The following is an 18,147-nucleotide window of genomic DNA, read 5'->3' as shown; positions in this document are numbered from 1 at the left end:
ATTTTATGTTGAATGTTGATAAATTGATTATTGGTTTTGATAACGCTCTGCGTACATTACTGGCTCCTGCAGCTACTTTGCGTCCTATTCCGGGGAAGGATCTGCCTGAGAATGAGTTGAGTAAGATTGAGAAACGTGAATCTGCAGCACTGATGCGTATCAATCATGTCGGTGAGGTCTGTGCCCAGGCGCTTTATCAGGGACAGGCACTGACGGCACGCAATGAACAGGTGCGTCAAGCGCTGGATCAGGCTGCACGTGAGGAAACGGAACATCTTGCCTGGACAGAGCGCCGAATTGCGGAGCTGGGCGGGCATAAAAGTTTTCTGAATCCGTTGTGGTATGGAGGATCCTTTGCGCTGGGATTGGTGGCAGGTGTGCTTGGAGATAAATGGAATCTCGGTTTTCTGGCTGAGACAGAGCGTCAGGTTGAAGCGCATCTGGCAGACCATTTACAGCGATTGCCTCATCAGGATGTTCGCAGCCGGGCCATCGTGTCACAGATGAAAGTCGATGAAGCATGCCATGCTACCATGGCGGTTTCGTATGGAGGCGGCCCATTGCCTGTGCCGATTAAAGCTGTCATGAAATTCAGCTCTGGAATCATGACACGTACTGCATACTGGGTATAGGTACGGTAAATTTTTATAGATGTCACAATCGCAATGCAAGCCATCAACCTGACCGATCATTTTCTGATTGCTATGCCGAGATTGGAGGATTCATTCTTTGCCAAAACGTTAACCTATATTTGCGAGCATAATGAACAAGGTGCTTTGGGCCTGGTTGTGAATCGATCGACTGATTTATCGGTAGAAAAACTGCTGACGCAATTAGGTATGTCCCCTCAGGATCCCGCTCTTTCCAATCTGCCGGTATTGTTGGGGGGTCCGGTGCAAGTCGATAACGGATTTGTATTGCACGAACCGGTTGGAGCATGGAGGTTTACGTTGTCTTCCAATGTGGTGACTGGTCTGACTGCTTCTATTGATATTTTGCAAGCAGTTGCTGATTGTCAGGGGCCAGAGAAAATCCTGGTTGCACTTGGTTATTCAGGTTGGGCGGCTGGGCAACTCGAACAGGAGCTGGCGCAGAATGCCTGGCTGACTGTACCCGCTCAATCCCGGATATTGTTTGAACTCTCTTTTGAAGAGCGACTACCTGCTGCCATGAAATTGCTGGGGATTGATTTTTTCAATTTGTCCAATGAAGTTGGTCATGCCTGATTCTGCCGAAGAAACTATATCTGACATGGCAAGCGTTATTTTATCCGGCACTGTGCTTGCTTTCGATTTTGGTGTGCGACGTATAGGGGTGGCTATTGGCGAATATGAATTGCGATTAGCTCATCCTTTGATGACAATTGATCAGGCGATGACTAAGCCCCGTTTTGAAAAGATTGCCGAATTAATCGAGACATGGCAACCGGTTTTGCTGGTGGTGGGGTTATCGGTTCATGCTGATGGTGCTGAACATGAGATAACCCGATTATGCCAACGTTTTGCGAGGCGACTGGAAGGACGATTCGGAATTCCAGTGGTGATGGAAGACGAGCGTTATACGACAGCGATTGCTCGTTTAACGTTGGAAGAAGTAGGCATTACAGGCAGAAAACAGCGGCCAATGCTTGATCAGATTGCAGCACAACATATCCTTCAAACTTTCTTTGATTCATCTCATGCAGCTTCCTGATGCCGAACAGCTACTGACACTGCTTATCGAAAAAATCCGATTGGATGTCACTGATAAAACGACTATTGTGGGTATTCATACCGGGGGGGCCTGGCTGGCTAGGCGTATTCATCAGGCATTGAAGATCACGCAGCCGGTAGGGGTGCTGGATATTTCTTTTTACCGTGATGATTACAGTAAAATCGGCCTTCATCCACAGGTCAGACCTTCTCAGCTCCCTTTTGAAGCTGAAAATAGTCGCATCATTCTGGTGGATGATGTGCTCTATACAGGTAGAACCATCCGTGCTGCGATAAATGAATTGTTTGATTACGGTCGGCCAGCCAGTATCCATCTGGCTGTTCTGGTGGATCGTGGCGGACGGGAGTTGCCGATTGCTGCACGGTATACAGGAGCCGTACTGACTTTGCCGGAAAGCAGCATGCTTGAACTGAGACAGGCGGATGATGGAAAACTGAGCCTGGATTTGCGTAGCATAGTAACTGAGTAATGCATATTCTGGGAGCCCACCAGCAGATTACCTCCCTTGTACTTTCATCAATATTGCCGGTCTGCTTTAAATCGCGGATTATGCTGTTGTTATCCAGATGACTCGGACTGTTTTGTGCGAAAAGATTTTATTTGTTGATATTTAAAACAAATATGTATTGTTGTAATTCTTTCGGAATTCCTGCGTAATGAGTATACATCCGCAGTTGAATAAAAATGGGGAGCTGCAGCATCTGCTTACGACAGAGGGGTTACCTGTTACGATTTTGCGCCATATCCTTGATACAGCGGAATCATTCACTGGTGTGACAGAGCGGGATGTCAAGAAAATTCCTCTGCTGCGAGGCAAATCGGTATTCAACCTGTTTTTTGAGCCGAGTACCCGCACTCGCACAACTTTCGAAATTGCGGCAAAACGCCTTTCAGCGGATGTAATCAATCTTAGTATGGCAGTTTCATCCCAGACCAAAGGGGAAACTTTACTGGATACGGTGAACAACCTGTCTGCCATGCATGCAGATATGTTTGTGGTACGCCACAACCAGAGTGGTGCAGCGCATCTGATCGCTCGTCATGTCGGCCCGGAAATTCATGTTATTAATGCCGGTGACGGATGGCATGCGCACCCTACGCAGGCATTGCTTGATATGTTTACCATCCGTCGTTACAAACAGGATTTTCATACACTGCGTGTGGCAATTATTGGAGATATTCTGCATTCCCGAGTGGCGCGTTCACAGATTCACGCACTGACAACACTGGGAGTACCGGAAATCCGTGTTATTGCACCCAAGACGTTGTTGCCGGCCCGGGTTGAGCGGCTTGGTGTGCATGTTTACCACAACATGACACAAGGCTTGAAAGATGTAGATGTGCTGATGATGCTGCGATTGCAGCATGAACGTATGGAATCTGCGCATTTACCCAGCACCGAAGAATATTTCAAGTATTACGGACTAACACCGGGAAAACTTTTGTTGGCCAGATCTGATGCGATTGTGATGCACCCTGGTCCGATGAATCGCGGTGTGGAAATTGATTCGGAGGTGGCTGACGGTTCTCAATCGGTCATTCTACCCCAGGTAGGTTTTGGTATTGCTGTTCGCATGGCAGTCATGTCGATTCTCGCTGGAAATTAACGCTCGTATCCTCTATGCATATTTGTATCCAAAATGGCCGTCTGATTGACCCTGACAGCGGTATGGATCGTATTGGCGATCTTTATCTGGCTGAAGGCAGGATTATATCAATCGATTCCCGGCCTGAACATTTTCATGACGATCGGGAGATTGATGCAAGCGGATTGGTTGTATGCCCCGGTTTGGTTGATTTATCCGCACGTTTGCGCGAACCTGGGCTTGAGTATATGGCCACCCTGGAGTCGGAGCTGGAAGCCGCAGTAGCGGGAGGAGTAACCAGCCTCGCGTGCCCCCCGGATACAGATCCACCATTGGATGAACCGGGTCTGGTGGAGATGCTGAAGCATCGTGCGCGTAATCTTGATCGGGCACGAGTCTACCCGGTAGGAGCGCTGACTCAAGGACTTAAAGGTGAACGATTAACGGAAATGGTTGAGTTGCATGATGCCGGGTGTGTTGCTTTTAGCCAGGCAGATGCACCGATTGCCAACCTGCATGTATTGATGCGAGCCATGCAGTATGCTGCCACTTTCGGTTTCAAAGTCTGGTTGCGCCCTCAGGATATGTATCTGGCCAATCATGGTGTTGCCCATGATGGGGAGGTTGCCACTCGTTTAGGATTGCCAGCAATACCTGTATGTGCGGAGACAATTGCGCTCACGGATATTTTGTCCCTGATGAAAGAAACTGGTGCCAGCGCACATCTATGCCGTATTTCCAGTGCCGAGGGCGTAGCGCTGGTACGTGCAGCCAAGCAGCAAGGTTTGCCGCTAACTTGTGATGTTTCCATCCACCATGTACATCTGGTTGATATGGATATTGGCTTTTTTGATGCGAACTGTCATCTTATGCCACCACTCAGAGGTCTGGCGGACAGGGATGCATTACGCGCAGGGCTGATGGATGGGGCGATTGATACGATCTGCTCGGATCATGCACCCGTGGATGATGATGCCAAGCTGCTACCCTTTGCCCAGGCCGAAACTGGCGCAACCGGATTGGAGCTGTTGCTGCCGCTTACGCTGAAATGGGCAATGGAAAGCAGATTATCATTACCAGAAGCGCTGGCAAGAATTACATCGTATCCGGCTCGTATACTGGGAATTGATGCCGGGCGATTGGTGGCAGGTGCTCCAGCTGATTTATGTATTTTTGATCCTGATGCGTACTGGGTTGTCAGTAATGCTGAGTTGAAAAGTCAGGGCAAGAATACACCTTTTCTTGGAATGGAGCTATGTGGTCGCACCCGGTTTACGTTGATTAGCGGGCATGTTGTGTATGGCTAGTAGCACATATGCCTGAAGCCTATAGATTTCATCCAGATCATATTGAAATCAGGATGATTCGATAACTAACAAAATACCCTGAGACCGCACATTAATAATAAACCCTTTGAATATATAACTGATATGAAGAACCCGTTACTTGATTTTTCCACGTTGCCACATTATGAGGAAATCCGAAATGAACATATTGCGCCAGCCATAGATGAGCTATTGCGTGATTGCCGTGCAGTGATGAATGCAGTCAAAAATACATCGGAAGTCCCGAATTGGCAGGATTTTGTGCAACCAATGGTGGATGTGAATGAACGTCTGTCGCGTGCATGGGGGCAGGTGACACATTTGAATGCAGTCATGAATAATCCGGAGTTGCGTGAAATCTATAATGCCAATCTGCCGCGTGTTACGCAGTACTATGCTGAGTTATCACAAGACCCAGTATTATTTGAGAAATTTAAGCAATTGCGAACAGATTCGGCGTTCAATAATTTGAGTCAGGCACGCAGGAAAATTGTAGAAAACCAATTGCGAGATTTTCGGTTGGGGGGGGCTGAATTATCACCTGAAGATAAAGCACGGTTTATGCAAATTCAAGAAGAGCTGTCAGCATTGAGTGCAAAATTCAGTGATAACCTGCTTGATGCAACCAATGCATTTTTCTTGTTGATAGAAAACCGGAGTGAGCTGGCCGGGATTCCGGAAGATATATTGCAGGCAGCCAGTGAAGCAGCAGCTAAAGATACCTTAATTACTGTGCCGAGCTGGAAATTTACGCTACATGCTCCATCCTATCTGCCGGTTATGCAGTACGCAGATAACCGTAGTTTGCGCGAACAGATGTACCGGGCATATACAACGCGAGCCAGTGAGCTTGAAGTCAGTCCAGATCAGACTGTGAAGCGTGACAACATGCCTTTGATCGAACAGATCCTGCGTTTGCGTCAGGAAGAAGCCAAATTGCTAGGTTATGATTGCTATGCGCAGGTATCTCTTGCCCCCAAGATGGCAGAAACACCGCAGCAGGTGCTGGATTTTTTGAATGAACTGGCTGCTAAAGCGAGACCCTATGCGGAAAGAGATCTGGTGGAACTACGTCAGTTTGCAGCTGATAAACTAAAGCTGACCCAACTTGAGGCGTGGGATATTGCCTATGTTAGTGAAAAGCTGCGGATCGAGCGTTATGCTTTTTCTGATCAGGAAGTCAAGCAATATTTTCCAGAAAACAAGGTGTTATCCGGTATGTTCGGGTTGGTGGAAACGCTGTACGGGATACATATCAGTGAAGCAGAGCAGGCGCGTAATGTTCAGCGTTGGCACCAGGATGTAAGGTTTTTCGATATTACTGACGGTGAAGGCGATGTGTTGGGACAATTCTATCTGGATCTTTATGCTCGTCCTGGCAAGCGTGGAGGAGCGTGGATGGATGATGCCGTAACGCGGCGACGAATTGAGGTGCCAGAAATCGGCCGTTCTGAAATCCAGGTGCCAGTTGCTTACCTCACCTGTAATTTTTCTGCGCCGGTGACGATCAATGGCCATTTGCGCCCTGCGTTGTTTACGCATGATGAGGTCATTACACTGTTTCACGAGTTTGGTCATGGATTGCACCACTTGCTGACGCAGATGGATGAACTGGGGGTTTCCGGTATTAACGGCGTCGAGTGGGATGCGGTCGAACTGCCAAGCCAGTTCATGGAGAACTTTTGCTGGGAATGGGAGGTGTTGCGCGATATGGCTGCGCATGTGGAAACTGGTGATTCGTTACCGCGCACATTATTCGACAAGATGCTCGCAGCCAAGAATTTTCAGAGCGGTCTTCAAACTTTACGTCAGATCGAATTTGCCTTGTTTGACATGCATCTGCACACTGATTTTGATCCGCTGGGCAGCGAGACCGTGTTGCAGCGTCTGGATAAAATCCGTCAGCAGGTAGCAGTTATTATTCCGCCAGCTTTCCACCGGTTTCCGAGCAGCTTTGGACATATATTTGCTGGGGGTTATGCAGCTGGTTATTACAGCTATAAATGGGCAGAAGTATTGTCTGCCGATGCTTATAGCCTGTTTGAGGAAAATGGTGTTGGCCAAGTGGTTAATGCGAAGACTGGCGAGCGTTTCTGGCATGAAATTCTTGCTGTAGGCGGTAGCCGTCCTGCGCTTGAGTCATTTGTTGCGTTTCGCGGACGCGAGCCAAAAATTGATGCGCTATTGCGCCATCATGGGATGGTGGTTTGAGTAATTTTTGTATCTTTGGCGTGTTCAATATTGTTGTCAAATAATCTAGTGAGAAGCTTTGCCGAAAACAGTAGTGCTATTTCTCTGACAGGTAGCGCAATGCTCAGTGTAAAGGGCGAGCAGTTTCTGGAAAAGCTCCCGTACTCATGTATAATTAACTTTAGCGGTGCGGAATCAATTCGAACCGCTTTTTTTCTGTCTGTCTGCGTTTTGCTACAAATCATTGGGGAGTCCTGTGTCTAACCGTCCGCGCGCTGTACTCGTTTTGGCTGATGGTACTGCTTTTCATGGGGACTCAATTGGTGCCGAAGGTGTGGCTACCGGGGAAGTGGCCTTCAATACGGCTATGACCGGCTACCAGGAAATTCTTACCGATCCGTCTTACTGCCGTCAGATTGTTACACTGACTTATCCGCATATTGGCAATACCGGTGTTAATGACGAAGATATTGAATCTACGATAGATTCCAAAGTCATTCATGTGGCAGGGTTGGTGATTCGAGATTTGCCGCTCATTGCCAGCAGTTGGCGCAGTCGCCAATTATTGCCAGATTTTCTCAAGCAGCATAATGTTCCAGCGATTGCCGAGATCGATACTCGTAAGCTCACACGTATTTTAAGAATCAAAGGTGCTCAGGCAGGTTGCATCATGGCTGGTCATATCGATGAAATCGAGGCTTTACAACAAGCACGGACTTTTCCCGGTCTGACTGGAATGGATCTGGCGCGCGTGGTTAGCTGTAACCAATCATGGGAATTCAGTGAAGGGGAATGGGATCCGAAAACAGGCTATCAGACTGTAAGTGAGCGTCAATACCGGGTTGTTGTGTTGGATTTTGGTGTCAAGCGTACGATTTTGCGTAAACTAGTTGAGCGAGGTTGTCACGTTATTGTCTATCCTGCTCAAACGCGGATTGAGGAGATTCTTGCTGCCAAACCTGATGGAGTAGTGCTTTCCAATGGCCCGGGTGATCCGGAAGCCTGTGGTTATGCGATTGCTACTACACGTGCATTGCTGGAAAGTGGAGTTCCTGTATTTGGAATTTGTCTGGGCCATCAGCTGGTTGCTTTAGCGATTGGTGCCAAAACGATCAAGATGCGATTTGGTCATCATGGTGCTAATCACCCGGTGTTGGATGTTGATAGCAATCGGGTGATGATTACCAGCCAGAATCACGGGTTTGCAGTCGCTACCGACACCTTACCTGCTAATGCACGCGTTACTCATCATTCATTGTTCGACGGGAGTCTTCAGGGTTTCGAACTGACAGATCATCCTGTTTTCTGTTTCCAAGGACATCCTGAAGCAAGTCCAGGTCCTCAGGATGTTGATTATTTATTCAGTCGTTTCGTCAGTCGGATGGCGGAAAACAAGCAACCAGCCTAAGTCATCAGAACAATCTTCTACTTAAATGCCTAAGCGTACCGATCTGAAATCCATCCTCATTATTGGTGCCGGGCCGATTGTTATCGGTCAGGCATGTGAATTTGACTATTCTGGTGTGCAGGCCTGCCGGGCATTACGAGAAGAAGGTTATCGTGTCATTCTGATCAATTCCAATCCGGCGACGATCATGACTGATCCGGAGTTGACCGATGCTACCTATATAGAACCGATTACTTGGCAGGTAGTAGAAAAGGTAATCGAGATAGAACGACCGGATGCATTACTGCCGACTATGGGTGGGCAAACTGCACTTAATTGTGCTTTGGACCTGGTTCGACATGGCGTACTGGAAAAATACGGTGTGGTACTTATTGGCGCTTCTCGTGAAGCCATTGATATGGCGGAGGATCGTGAGAAATTTAAGCAGGCGATGACGCGGATAGGGTTGCAATCGGCGCGTTCTGCTATGGCGCACAGTATGGAAGAAGCCATGCGGGCGCAAGCAGTGATTGGTTACCCGGTAATTATCCGACCTTCTTTTACGTTAGGGGGGAGTGGTGGCGGTATTGCCTATAATCGGGAAGAATTTGTAGAGATCTGTGAGCGTGGCCTGGAGGCTTCACCCACACGGGAATTGTTGATCGAAGAATCTGTTATCGGCTGGAAAGAATTTGAAATGGAAGTTATCCGTGATAAACAGGATAACTGCATCATTGTCTGCGCCATCGAGAATGTTGATCCTATGGGTGTTCATACGGGCGATTCGATCACTGTTGCACCTGCCCAGACACTGACAGACAAAGAATATCAGCGCATGCGTGATGCTTCCATTGCGGTGCTTAGGGAGATCGGAGTGGAAACGGGTGGTTCCAACGTCCAGTTTGCCATTAATCCTGAAAATGGAAACATGCTTGTGATCGAAATGAATCCACGGGTATCACGTTCATCTGCGCTGGCTTCGAAAGCGACGGGTTTTCCTATTGCCAAGGTTGCAGCCAAATTGGCGGTTGGTTATACACTTAATGAGCTGGGTAACGATATAGCAGATGGTGTTATTCCGGCCTCGTTTGAGCCGACTATTGATTATGTGGTAACCAAGGTGCCGCGTTTTGCGTTCGAGAAGTTTCCACAGGCGAATGATCGTCTGACGACACAAATGAAATCAGTAGGTGAGGTCATGGCGATTGGCCGCACTTTTCAGGAGTCACTACAGAAGGCATTGCGCGGATTAGAAACCGGTGTGGATGGATTGGATGAAAAAACTGCAGATACCGAGATCATTAAAGCTGAATTGGGCCACCCGGGGCCAGAACGGTTATGGTATGTTGCTGATGCCTTCCGTTGCAATGTTCCTTTTGATGAGGTTCATGCGCTTACCCGAATTGACCCCTGGTTTCTGGTGCAGATTGAGGATCTGGTAAGGCAAGAGCAAGCACTTACGGGCAGGCAGCTGGCTACGCTAGACCGGAGCGAACTGCGCCAATTGAAGCGCAGTGGCTTCTCGGATCGGCGTTTGGCGGTGCTGCTTGATACAAGCCAAAGCAAGGTGCGTGCCAGACGACATCAGCTGGACTTGCGCCCGGTCTACAAGCGAGTAGATACTTGTGCAGCCGAATTTGATACGCAGACAGCCTACATGTACTCAACCTATGAGGAAGAGTGCGAATCTCGCCCATCTGATAAAAAGAAAATCATGGTACTGGGCGGTGGGCCGAATCGTATCGGTCAGGGTATTGAATTTGATTATTGTTGTGTACACGCAGCCTTGGCATTGCGTGAAGACCAGTATGAAACAATCATGATTAACTGTAATCCGGAAACCGTTTCAACGGATTATGATGTTTCGGATCGGCTGTATTTTGAGCCCCTTACGCTTGAAGATGTGCTGGAAATTGTCGCAGTAGAAAAACCGGTTGGTGTCATTGTGCAATATGGCGGTCAGACTCCGCTGAAGCTGGCGCGTGAGCTGGAAGAAAATGAAGTGCCTATTATTGGTACAAGCCCGGATATGATTGACTGTGCCGAGGATCGTGAGCGATTCCAGGCGATGCTGCAGGGTTTGGGGCTTAAGCAACCTCCTAATTTTACCGCGCGTACTCCAGAAACAGCTTTGGCAGCAGCGGATAATATCGGTTATCCACTTGTCGTCAGACCAAGCTATGTATTGGGCGGACGCGCTATGGAAATTGTGCATGAGGCGCGTGATCTGGAGCGTTATATGCAGGAAGCCGTGAAGGTATCCAATGATTCACCCGTGCTGTTGGATCATTATCTTAACAATGCGATTGAGGTGGATGTTGATGCGATTTTTGACGGAGAAACCGTTCTGGTAGGCGGGATTATGGAACATATTGAGCAGGCTGGCGTTCATTCTGGCGACTCTGCCTGTTCGTTACCTCCTTTTAGTCTTTCCACTTCTTTGCAAGATGAGTTGCGTAGGCAAACCGGGGCCATGGCACGTGCGCTGAATGTCAGAGGGCTGATGAACATACAGTTCGCCATACAGGATAATGTTGTATATGTACTGGAAGTTAACCCCAGAGCATCGCGCACAGTTCCCTTTGTTTCTAAAGCGACCGGTTTGCAGCTGGCTAAAATTGCGGCCCGTTGTATGGCGGGAAGAACATTGGCTGATCAGGGTATTACCAGAGAAGTCCACCTAGCCCATTTTTCAGTAAAAGAGGCTGTTTTCCCATTTGCTAAGTTTTCAGGAGTCGATACCATACTTGGGCCGGAGATGAAATCGACTGGTGAGGTAATGGGAATCGGTAAAACCTTTGCAGAAGCATTTTTCAAATCACAACTTGCAGCAGGTGTTCAATTACCTGTTTCAGGCAATGTGTTTATCAGTGTCAGGGATGGTGACAAGCCGGAGGTTGTTTCGATCGCTGCGAGATTGATCAAACTGGGATTTTCGCTTTATGCTACGAAAGGTACGGCATACAGCCTATCTCAGGCTGGATTGCCAGTTGTGACTGTCAATAAAGTGGCTGAGGGCCGGCCGCATATTGTAGATATGATCAAGAATGATGAAATCTCTCTGATCCTCAATACAGTCTCCAATAAGAGGAGTGCTGTGCGTGACTCATATTCGATTCGGCGTGCCGCTTTACAGGCCAGAACGACTTATTACACAACGGTAGCTGGTGCGCGTGCCGCCTGTACAGGCATGGCAAATTGCCAGGAGTTGCGGGTTTATCGTTTGCAAAATCTTGTCTCCTAGGCAACAATACTCTTCAAGTTTTATGAATTCCTGCTTAAAGCTATTTCTGGAAATTAATCCCTTGCTTCTTCAATCAGATGTGGCTATGAATTCATAATTTGTAACATTAAAATGATTCGTTATTATTTAACAGATTCAACAGATTCTGTTTTTTATTGTTTTTCATAGAAAGAGAAATTAAGTTATGAATGCTATTCCAATTACGCAATCTGGTGCAGAGAAGTTGCGTGCTGAGTTGCATGAAATGAAGACTGTTCATCGTCCTGCAATAATTGCTGCTATTGCAGAAGCTCGTTCCCATGGAGATTTGTCCGAGAATGCTGAATATGATGCTGCAAAAGAAAAGCAGGGATTCATAGAAGGACGTATTGCGGAGTTGGAAAGTAAGCTATCTAATGCTCAGATTATTAATCCTGCGGCATTGAATGCAGATGGTGCATGTGTATTTGGCGCAACTGTTGATCTCGTGGATCTGGATACTAATACAGCAGTTACCTATCAGGTTGTGGGAGATGATGAAGCTGATATTAAGGAAGGCAAAATCTCTATCAGCTCTCCTATTGCGCGGGCATTAATTGGTAAATATGCGGGAGATGTGGCTGAAGTTCAAGCTCCTGGTGGTATCCGGGAATATGAAATATTGGATGTTAAATATATTTGAGTATCAGTCTCTTGTTAATCTTCAGAAATTAAAGTGGGTATACCATCTCTGGCTTGAATTGCTGACTCCAGAGCTTGTTGGTCGATTTTGATATTCCGTGTCATTCTACCGTCAGTATCCTTCGATGTTCTTTCAAAGAATTCCAAAATTGTGCGATGGATTTCCTGTTCAAAGTCGAGAGGTGTAATATTTTCTTCCTCCAGTGGTGGGTGAAGCTCGATGTATAAGAGATCACCCTGCCATCCCAGTTTGATAGGCTGATTGACTATTTGTACCGGCGTGCCTGTAGGAATAAGATTAAACAGTTCCTCGATATCTTCCGGATATAGACGCATGCAGCCATGTGTGACACGCATCCCTACACCAAGCGGCTTGTTGGTGCCGTGGATGAGGTATCCAGGCAAGCCCAGATAGAGTGCATATTTCCCGAGAGGGTTGTCCGGTCCGGCTGGAACGACATCCAATAACGGAGGTCTGCCTTCCTCTATTGCTTCTTTCCGGAGTGATTGGGGGGGGGTCCATGTAGGGTCTTTTTGTTTTCTGACGATAGTGGTTTTGCCCAGCGGTGTGTTCCAATCCATCCTGCCAATACTGACAGGATGAGTAATAATCTCTGGTTTCTGCCCTTTTATTGGTTTGGGGAAATAATAAAGCCGCATTTCTGGTAGATTTATTACAAGTCCGGTACGTTCAGCCTGAGGAATGATAAAGCGCAGTGGCAAAATAACTTTTGCCCCTTCTTCAGGCAGCCAGCGATTTACATTGGGGTTGGCCAGCATCATTTCATCTTGGCCAATGTCATAACGGCGCGCCACATCGAGTAGAGTTTCAGAGCGACTGGCTGTGACTGTCTGAATTTGCCCAAGAATGTCTATGTCATCGGGTGGGCGTACCCAGCTGCCAGCATAAACACAAGGCATGAGTGACAACATCATGAACAGTAGCAATAAGCTGATTCTAAGTGTCTGTATATTTTGTTGTTTCATTTTATATCGTGTTGTTTGCCTGAGGGTGATAGCATCATTAAGTTTATTTCCGTTTGAATAGCAGGTTGGTTATTTTACCTATACTGGCCGAATATTTAGAAGCATCAGATTAGTTATAAAAATTTATGACATCGTCTATATGATATTCGCGAGAATACTACAAATGAGTATGTACAGATGTATCTGTTTAACGTTGATGAATCGCGGTAAATCTAACTACTGAAGGAGTTTTTAATCAAGCCCTTTGCAAGACATTACAGAAAAATTCGTGAGGAATGGACTCCATGGATGGATCCGTGATATTGCGCTGGTTATGAATATGAATTTATTGCCTTCGTTGCAGCAGTCATCCCATTCCACAGAACGCAGTGTGTGACCAGTGTGACCATATAGATGAACCAAGTAAGCATGCTGCGTAAACGTTTATTTTGGAAGTGACTGTTGCTATAAAACAACACTAAATTCGGTGTTGTCTTGACAGTTAAACAGCGCTTCTATAAGCTCGCAGCCCATACATATCATGAAGTGAATACGGTGCGTGGAGCAAGATAGGCTTTTGATTATCTTGGCTAAATTAATTAATTCTTTAGTGTGCGCATTCGATCTATTCAGCAAATTGGCCATAAAATATTTCTAGGGGAAGATTTTGAGTTCGATAATAGCCAAATTGGATGTTCTGCCGGCGCAAGAAGGTAATTCCCTATCTTCCGAAGCAGGTGTTGTTTCGGCAACGCCCACAATTAATTTGTTGAGCCAGAGAAGAGCTGATTTTACAACATTGGTGGAGTCGCTTGAGTACGCAGCACAAGGAGAAACTGGACATAACTTCTATGACGCAAAAGGTAATCTCAAGTCTGTACTTACATATAAAAATTTATGCGCTAATGCAAAAATAATTGCAAGACGGCTGTCTGGCCTTGGGCTGGCACGCAACAGCCGCGTTGCTCTGATCGCTGATACTACTCCGGAGTTTGTTGAGCTGTTTTTTGCCTGCCGGTTTGCGGGCCTTGTTCCATTTGCCATGCCGGTGCCCGTTAATCTTGGTAGCCGTGCGATTTATGTACAGCAGTTAAAAGGGATGCTTGGGGGCAGTGGGGCAAGCGTTGCAATAGCTAATCTTGATTTTATTGAGTTTCTCAATGAGGTAGTTGAGAGTCTGGGAAGCAGTGAACTCAAATGGAGTGGCACACCTGAGCAATTGAATCTACTACCTGAAGCTGATGTGGCGCTTTCTCCAAATACCCCGGATGAAACGGCTTATCTGCAATTTACTTCCGGCAGTACTCGTTTGCCGAGAGGAGTAGTTATTACTGAGCGGGCTTTAATGACTAATCTGCGTGGTATCGTTTGCAATGGTCTTGATGTGAGACCCGGTGATCGATGCGCTTCGTGGCTGCCTTTTTACCATGATATGGGTTTGGTTGGCTTGGTGTTGGCTCCTTTGGCTGCCCAGTTATCCGTTGATTATTTGGCAACCCGGGATTTCGCTGTTCGTCCTTTGCAATGGCTTAAATTGATCAGTCGTAATCGCTGTACTATTGCCTTTAGTCAGCCTTTTGGTCTCAAGTTATGCACTTTGCGCGCACGCGATTCTGATTTAATGGATCTGGACTTAAGTTGCTGGCGTGCCGCTGGTGTTGGGGCTGAGATGATCCGGCTCGATACATTGAAAAGTTTTTCAGCCAAGTTTTCAGCAGCGGGATTTAATGAAGATGCTTTCTTGCCTTGTTATGGTCTGGCTGAATCTACTTTGGCTGTGTCTTTCCCTGATATCAATCAGGGGGTGAAAAGTTTACGTGTAGATGCCAAGACTTTGATCGAAAAAAAGATAGCAGTAAGAGTTCAGGCAGATGGCAGGAAATTTAATGAGTTTGTGAATTGCGGACGTCCGTTGCCAGGCCATGAAATCAGAGTTGTCGATGACACTGATCAGGAAGTACCCCATTTGATGGTGGGTAGTATTCTAGTTAAAGGGGAAAGTGTGATGAATGGCTACTTTAACAACGCAGAAGAGACTGCCAGAGCGATCAGATCAGATGGATGGTTAGATACTGGAGATATTGGTTTTCTGTTTGAAGGTGATTTATATATCACAGGGAGACGAACAGATGTCATTATTGTTAATGGTAGAAATATTCGAGCGCAGGATGTGGAAGAGCTGGCTGAACAGCAGCCAGAAGTCAGAACCCGTGAAGCTTCTGCTTTTGGAATCAGCGATGAAAATGGCTCGACGTCAGTCGTTTTGGTTGTGGAATGCAGGCTGGCTTCAGCAGTAGATCGACAAGCACTCATTAACAGGCTTCAGCAGATGGTATATATGGCATTTGGGGTAAGTTGTTTGGTTGAGCTGGTGCCCCCACATACTTTGCCACGGACATCTTCAGGAAAATTATCGCGCTTTGCGGCACGACAGGGGTTTTTGCGGCGTACAAATATGGAACAACCTGCTGCTACCAGTTATACAGTCGGCTAATAGAATAGCTAATCCTTCATCAGTAAAATCTGCTTATTTCTTTAGGGGAAGGAGTCAAAAGATTTCTTCTCGCATCCGGTAGTACTTTATGGTTAGAACTGTTGCAGTAACAGGTGCTACAGGATTTATTGGCCGCATACTTATTGCTAAGTTGGCTGAATCTGGATGGAAAATCCGTGCATTGGCAAGATGTATATCTTCACAAAAAGATAGTCCATTCATAGAGTGGATTTCTGGAGATCTTGGTTGTAATAATGCGTTGCGTGACCTTGTTTCTGGCGCTGAAGCTGTTATACATTGTGCCGGTGTAGTCAAAGGAAAATCTTGGGATGATTTCTACCAGACCAATGTAATTGGAACGAGAAATATATTACGGGTAGCTTCTGACTCAACTTCTTGCTCAAGATTTTTACACATTTCTTCTCTGGCAGCGCGTGAACCACTTCTTTCCTGGTATGCACGAAGCAAATTTGAGGCCGAAGAACAAATCCCGAGATTTTCTGGACGGTTAGCATCTGTTATATACAGGCCAGCTGCAGTTTACGGCCCTGGTGACAAAGCGATGCTACCTTTTTTTCGATCTATGCGATACGGTATACTCCCTGTTCCTGGAAATCCGGATAATCGTTTCGGCTTGATACATGTTGATGATTTGGTTGCTGCTATTTATTGCTGGCTTGAGACAACCCGTCCCGTGGGCGGTATTTATGCAATTGATGACGGCACATCAGATGGGTACAACTATACATCGATAGCCATGATTGCACAGCAAGTTCTAGGGAAGCCGGTACGTTGTTTCCAGATACCGGCAAGCAGTATATGTATGTTGGCTCGTTTTAATTTGTGGTTGGCTCATCTTTTGAATTACGCTCCAATGCTGACACCAGGAAAGGTGATGGAACTTCAGCATTCTGACTGGACCTGTGATATTTCTTTCCTGAGGAAAGAGCTAGTTGGTTGGCATCCGACAATCAAGTTACAAACAGCCTTGCCATCACTTGTCAAAATGTAACAATATTTATTCCTGAAGCATTCGAAAATACTTCATGCGACAATACGCGACTTTCATGTTTCTCGATCCGGAAATAAATTTGTTCATATACACTGTTCCGAGATTGATCTCATGTCTAAAATAACCCAAACACAAATTACTGGACTGCTTTGTCAGCGTCTGGCTTGTTTTACAGATGTTGAAGCAGAGATATCTCCAGAAACTAATCTCATTACACATCTTGCGATTGATTCAGTCAAACTGTTGAATCTCATAATGGAAATTGAAGATCAGTTCGATATCTCAGTTCCGTTGAATGCACTTGTGGATGTCCTGACGGTTCAGGATCTTGCCAATCTGATTTATAAAATTAAATCATCATCATAATGAATCTGCTGGAAAAACTTGATGCAGCTGCAGCAGCAAGGAAAGCACAATTACCCGAGGGGCTCGCTGCTTTTGGTATCCCCATAGATGAATCCTACTCTGCGACGGAAGCCAGAATCGGGGAGCGTCGAGTATTAATGCTGGGTACGAACAACTATCTTGGGCTCAGCTTTTCTTCTGAATGCAGAGAGGCTGCTCATAAGGCTATTGATCGGGAAGGTACTGGTACCACCGGTTCACGTATGGCCAATGGTAATTATTACGGGCATCGGGCGCTGGAACGCGAGTTGGCAGAGTTTTATCACTGCCGCGAATGTATTGTTTTTACAACAGGCTATCAAGCTAATCTGGGAACTATTTCTGGGTTGGCGGGGGTTGGTGATGTTGTGCTGATTGATGGGGATGCACATGCCAGTATCTATGATGGATGTATTCTAAGTGGAGCGGATGTTATCCGTTTTCGCCATAATGATGTAGTCGATCTTGAGAAACGCCTTCGCAGGCTGGGTGATCGCAGCCGTAATACACTGATCGTTATTGAGGGTATTTACAGCATGCTGGGTGATCAGGCTCCTCTGGCTGAGATCGTGAAATTGAAAAATGTCTACCAGAGCACTCTGCTACTTGATGAGGCGCATTCACTCGGTGTTCTTGGAGAAACCGGGCAGGGGTTGGTAGAAAAAGCCAGGATGATTGACGAAGTTGATTTTATAACTGGAACTTTTAGTAAAAGTCTGTGTGGTATCGGCGGCTTTTGCGTCAGTAATCATCCCCAGCTTAATCAGCTTCGGTATATAAGCCATCCGTACATATTTACAGCTTCCCCTTCCCCAGCAACAATTGCTTCCACACGTGCTGCTTTGAAGTTGTTGCGTGATGGGTATTCATTACGTGAACAGCTATGGAGGAATGCTCACCAGCTTTATTCCTGCCTTAAAGAAACTGGGTATTGTCTGGGCCCAGAGCCCGGACCTATAGTAGCCGTTTTACTTGACAGCCCTAAACAGGCGCTGACCCTGTGGAACGGATTGATGGCGCACGATATCTATGTAAATTTGGTGTTGCCTCCTGCTGCTCCGGAAGGAAAATCATTGGTACGTTGCAGCATTAATGCGGCGCATACTGCTGAACAAATTGGCCGGGTTTGTGAGACCTTCTCTAAACTGTATCCAGCTGTGACGCAGTGAGTGGATGCGATTACTAA

Annotated in this window: 15 protein-coding genes; 14 read left to right on the top strand and 1 reads right to left on the bottom strand. The window is 46.6% G+C overall.

Annotation, left to right across the window (positions count from 1 at the left end; translation table 11 throughout):
- The first annotated feature begins 5 nt into the window (after positions 1-5).
- The 10 genes from coq7 to greA all read left to right on the top strand — a co-directional run bounded on the left by coq7 (position 6) and on the right by greA (position 12,106).
- Positions 6-632, top strand: a complete 627-nt coding sequence (coq7, locus tag C8R14_RS06720) for a 2-polyprenyl-3-methyl-6-methoxy-1,4-benzoquinone monooxygenase (RefSeq protein ID WP_011633566.1) — start codon at positions 6-8, stop codon at positions 630-632.
- 33 nt (positions 633-665) lie between these two features.
- The gene (locus C8R14_RS06715; RefSeq protein WP_011633567.1) at positions 666-1,226 is read left to right on the top strand and encodes a YqgE/AlgH family protein; all 561 of its coding nucleotides are present in this window, start codon (positions 666-668) and stop codon (positions 1,224-1,226) included.
- Positions 1,219-1,692 carry a Holliday junction resolvase RuvX gene (gene ruvX, locus C8R14_RS06710; protein WP_011633568.1) on the top strand — a complete coding sequence of 158 codons (474 nt, stop codon included), beginning with the start codon at positions 1,219-1,221 and terminating at the stop codon, positions 1,690-1,692. Before C8R14_RS06715 ends, ruvX begins: the two co-directional genes overlap by 8 nt.
- Positions 1,679-2,182 (top strand): bifunctional pyr operon transcriptional regulator/uracil phosphoribosyltransferase PyrR, encoded by a 504-nt coding sequence (gene pyrR, locus C8R14_RS06705; protein ID WP_011633569.1) that lies wholly within the window; start codon positions 1,679-1,681, stop codon positions 2,180-2,182. Before ruvX ends, pyrR begins: the two co-directional genes overlap by 14 nt.
- A gap of 187 nt (positions 2,183-2,369) precedes the next feature.
- Entirely contained in the window at positions 2,370-3,320 is a 951-nt protein-coding gene (locus C8R14_RS06700) for an aspartate carbamoyltransferase catalytic subunit (RefSeq protein ID WP_011633570.1), read from the top strand.
- A gap of 14 nt (positions 3,321-3,334) precedes the next feature.
- Positions 3,335-4,606 carry a dihydroorotase gene (locus C8R14_RS06695; RefSeq protein ID WP_011633571.1) on the top strand — a complete coding sequence of 424 codons (1,272 nt, stop codon included), beginning with the start codon at positions 3,335-3,337 and terminating at the stop codon, positions 4,604-4,606.
- A 123-nt stretch (positions 4,607-4,729) separates the two neighbouring features.
- On the top strand, positions 4,730-6,835 hold the full coding sequence (locus C8R14_RS06690) for a M3 family metallopeptidase (protein ID WP_011633572.1): 2,106 nt from the start codon (positions 4,730-4,732) through the stop codon (positions 6,833-6,835).
- Between the two features lie 235 nt (positions 6,836-7,070).
- Entirely contained in the window at positions 7,071-8,222 is a 1,152-nt protein-coding gene (gene carA, locus C8R14_RS06685) for a glutamine-hydrolyzing carbamoyl-phosphate synthase small subunit (protein WP_011633573.1), read from the top strand.
- A 25-nt stretch (positions 8,223-8,247) separates the two neighbouring features.
- Positions 8,248-11,445, top strand: a complete 3,198-nt coding sequence (gene carB, locus C8R14_RS06680; RefSeq protein WP_011633574.1) for a carbamoyl-phosphate synthase large subunit — start codon at positions 8,248-8,250, stop codon at positions 11,443-11,445.
- Between the two features lie 184 nt (positions 11,446-11,629).
- Positions 11,630-12,106, top strand: coding sequence for a transcription elongation factor GreA (gene greA / locus C8R14_RS06675; protein ID WP_011633575.1), 477 nt, complete (start codon positions 11,630-11,632; stop codon positions 12,104-12,106).
- A gap of 14 nt (positions 12,107-12,120) precedes the next feature.
- Here greA and C8R14_RS06670 read toward each other — a convergent pair whose 3' ends face one another.
- Positions 12,121-13,092 carry a L,D-transpeptidase family protein gene (locus C8R14_RS06670; protein ID WP_011633576.1) on the bottom strand — a complete coding sequence of 324 codons (972 nt, stop codon included), beginning with the start codon at positions 13,090-13,092 and terminating at the stop codon, positions 12,121-12,123.
- A 646-nt stretch (positions 13,093-13,738) separates the two neighbouring features.
- Here C8R14_RS06670 and C8R14_RS06665 point away from each other — a divergent pair.
- From C8R14_RS06665 to spt, 4 genes are all read left to right on the top strand, one after another.
- Positions 13,739-15,565, top strand: coding sequence for a fatty acyl-AMP ligase (locus C8R14_RS06665; protein ID WP_011633577.1), 1,827 nt, complete (start codon positions 13,739-13,741; stop codon positions 15,563-15,565).
- A gap of 88 nt (positions 15,566-15,653) precedes the next feature.
- Entirely contained in the window at positions 15,654-16,577 is a 924-nt protein-coding gene (locus C8R14_RS06660) for an NAD-dependent epimerase/dehydratase family protein (protein WP_011633578.1), read from the top strand.
- 111 nt (positions 16,578-16,688) lie between these two features.
- The gene (locus C8R14_RS06655) at positions 16,689-16,943 is read left to right on the top strand and encodes an acyl carrier protein (RefSeq protein WP_011633579.1); all 255 of its coding nucleotides are present in this window, start codon (positions 16,689-16,691) and stop codon (positions 16,941-16,943) included.
- A complete protein-coding gene (spt, locus tag C8R14_RS06650; protein ID WP_011633580.1) occupies positions 16,943-18,130 on the top strand; it encodes a serine palmitoyltransferase in 1,188 nt (395 codons plus the stop codon). Before C8R14_RS06655 ends, spt begins: the two co-directional genes overlap by 1 nt.
- The last annotated feature ends 17 nt before the right edge of the window (positions 18,131-18,147 follow it).

The sequence above is a fragment of the Nitrosomonas eutropha genome (assembly GCF_003201195.1).
In the GTDB taxonomy this organism is placed as follows: Bacteria; Pseudomonadota; Gammaproteobacteria; order Burkholderiales; family Nitrosomonadaceae; genus Nitrosomonas; species Nitrosomonas eutropha.
This window is presented reverse-complemented; position numbering and strand designations above follow the sequence as displayed.

Bases quoted from the DNA above. Each gene is read 5' to 3' on its own strand.
- coq7 (WP_011633566.1), top strand. From the start codon at position 6: ATGTTGAATGTTGATAAATTGATTATTGGTTTTGATAACGCTCTGCGT.
- C8R14_RS06715 (WP_011633567.1), top strand. From the start codon at position 666: ATGCAAGCCATCAACCTGACCGATCATTTTCTGATTGCTATGCCGAGA.
- ruvX (WP_011633568.1), top strand. From the start codon at position 1,219: ATGCCTGATTCTGCCGAAGAAACTATATCTGACATGGCAAGCGTTATT.
- pyrR (WP_011633569.1), top strand. From the start codon at position 1,679: ATGCAGCTTCCTGATGCCGAACAGCTACTGACACTGCTTATCGAAAAA.
- C8R14_RS06700 (WP_011633570.1), top strand. From the start codon at position 2,370: ATGAGTATACATCCGCAGTTGAATAAAAATGGGGAGCTGCAGCATCTG.
- C8R14_RS06695 (WP_011633571.1), top strand. From the start codon at position 3,335: ATGCATATTTGTATCCAAAATGGCCGTCTGATTGACCCTGACAGCGGT.
- C8R14_RS06690 (WP_011633572.1), top strand. From the start codon at position 4,730: ATGAAGAACCCGTTACTTGATTTTTCCACGTTGCCACATTATGAGGAA.
- carB (WP_011633574.1), top strand. From the start codon at position 8,248: ATGCCTAAGCGTACCGATCTGAAATCCATCCTCATTATTGGTGCCGGG.
- greA (WP_011633575.1), top strand. From the start codon at position 11,630: ATGAATGCTATTCCAATTACGCAATCTGGTGCAGAGAAGTTGCGTGCT.
- C8R14_RS06670 (WP_011633576.1), bottom strand. From the start codon at position 13,092: ATGAAACAACAAAATATACAGACACTTAGAATCAGCTTATTGCTACTG.
- C8R14_RS06660 (WP_011633578.1), top strand. From the start codon at position 15,654: ATGGTTAGAACTGTTGCAGTAACAGGTGCTACAGGATTTATTGGCCGC.
- C8R14_RS06655 (WP_011633579.1), top strand. From the start codon at position 16,689: ATGTCTAAAATAACCCAAACACAAATTACTGGACTGCTTTGTCAGCGT.
- spt (WP_011633580.1), top strand. From the start codon at position 16,943: ATGAATCTGCTGGAAAAACTTGATGCAGCTGCAGCAGCAAGGAAAGCA.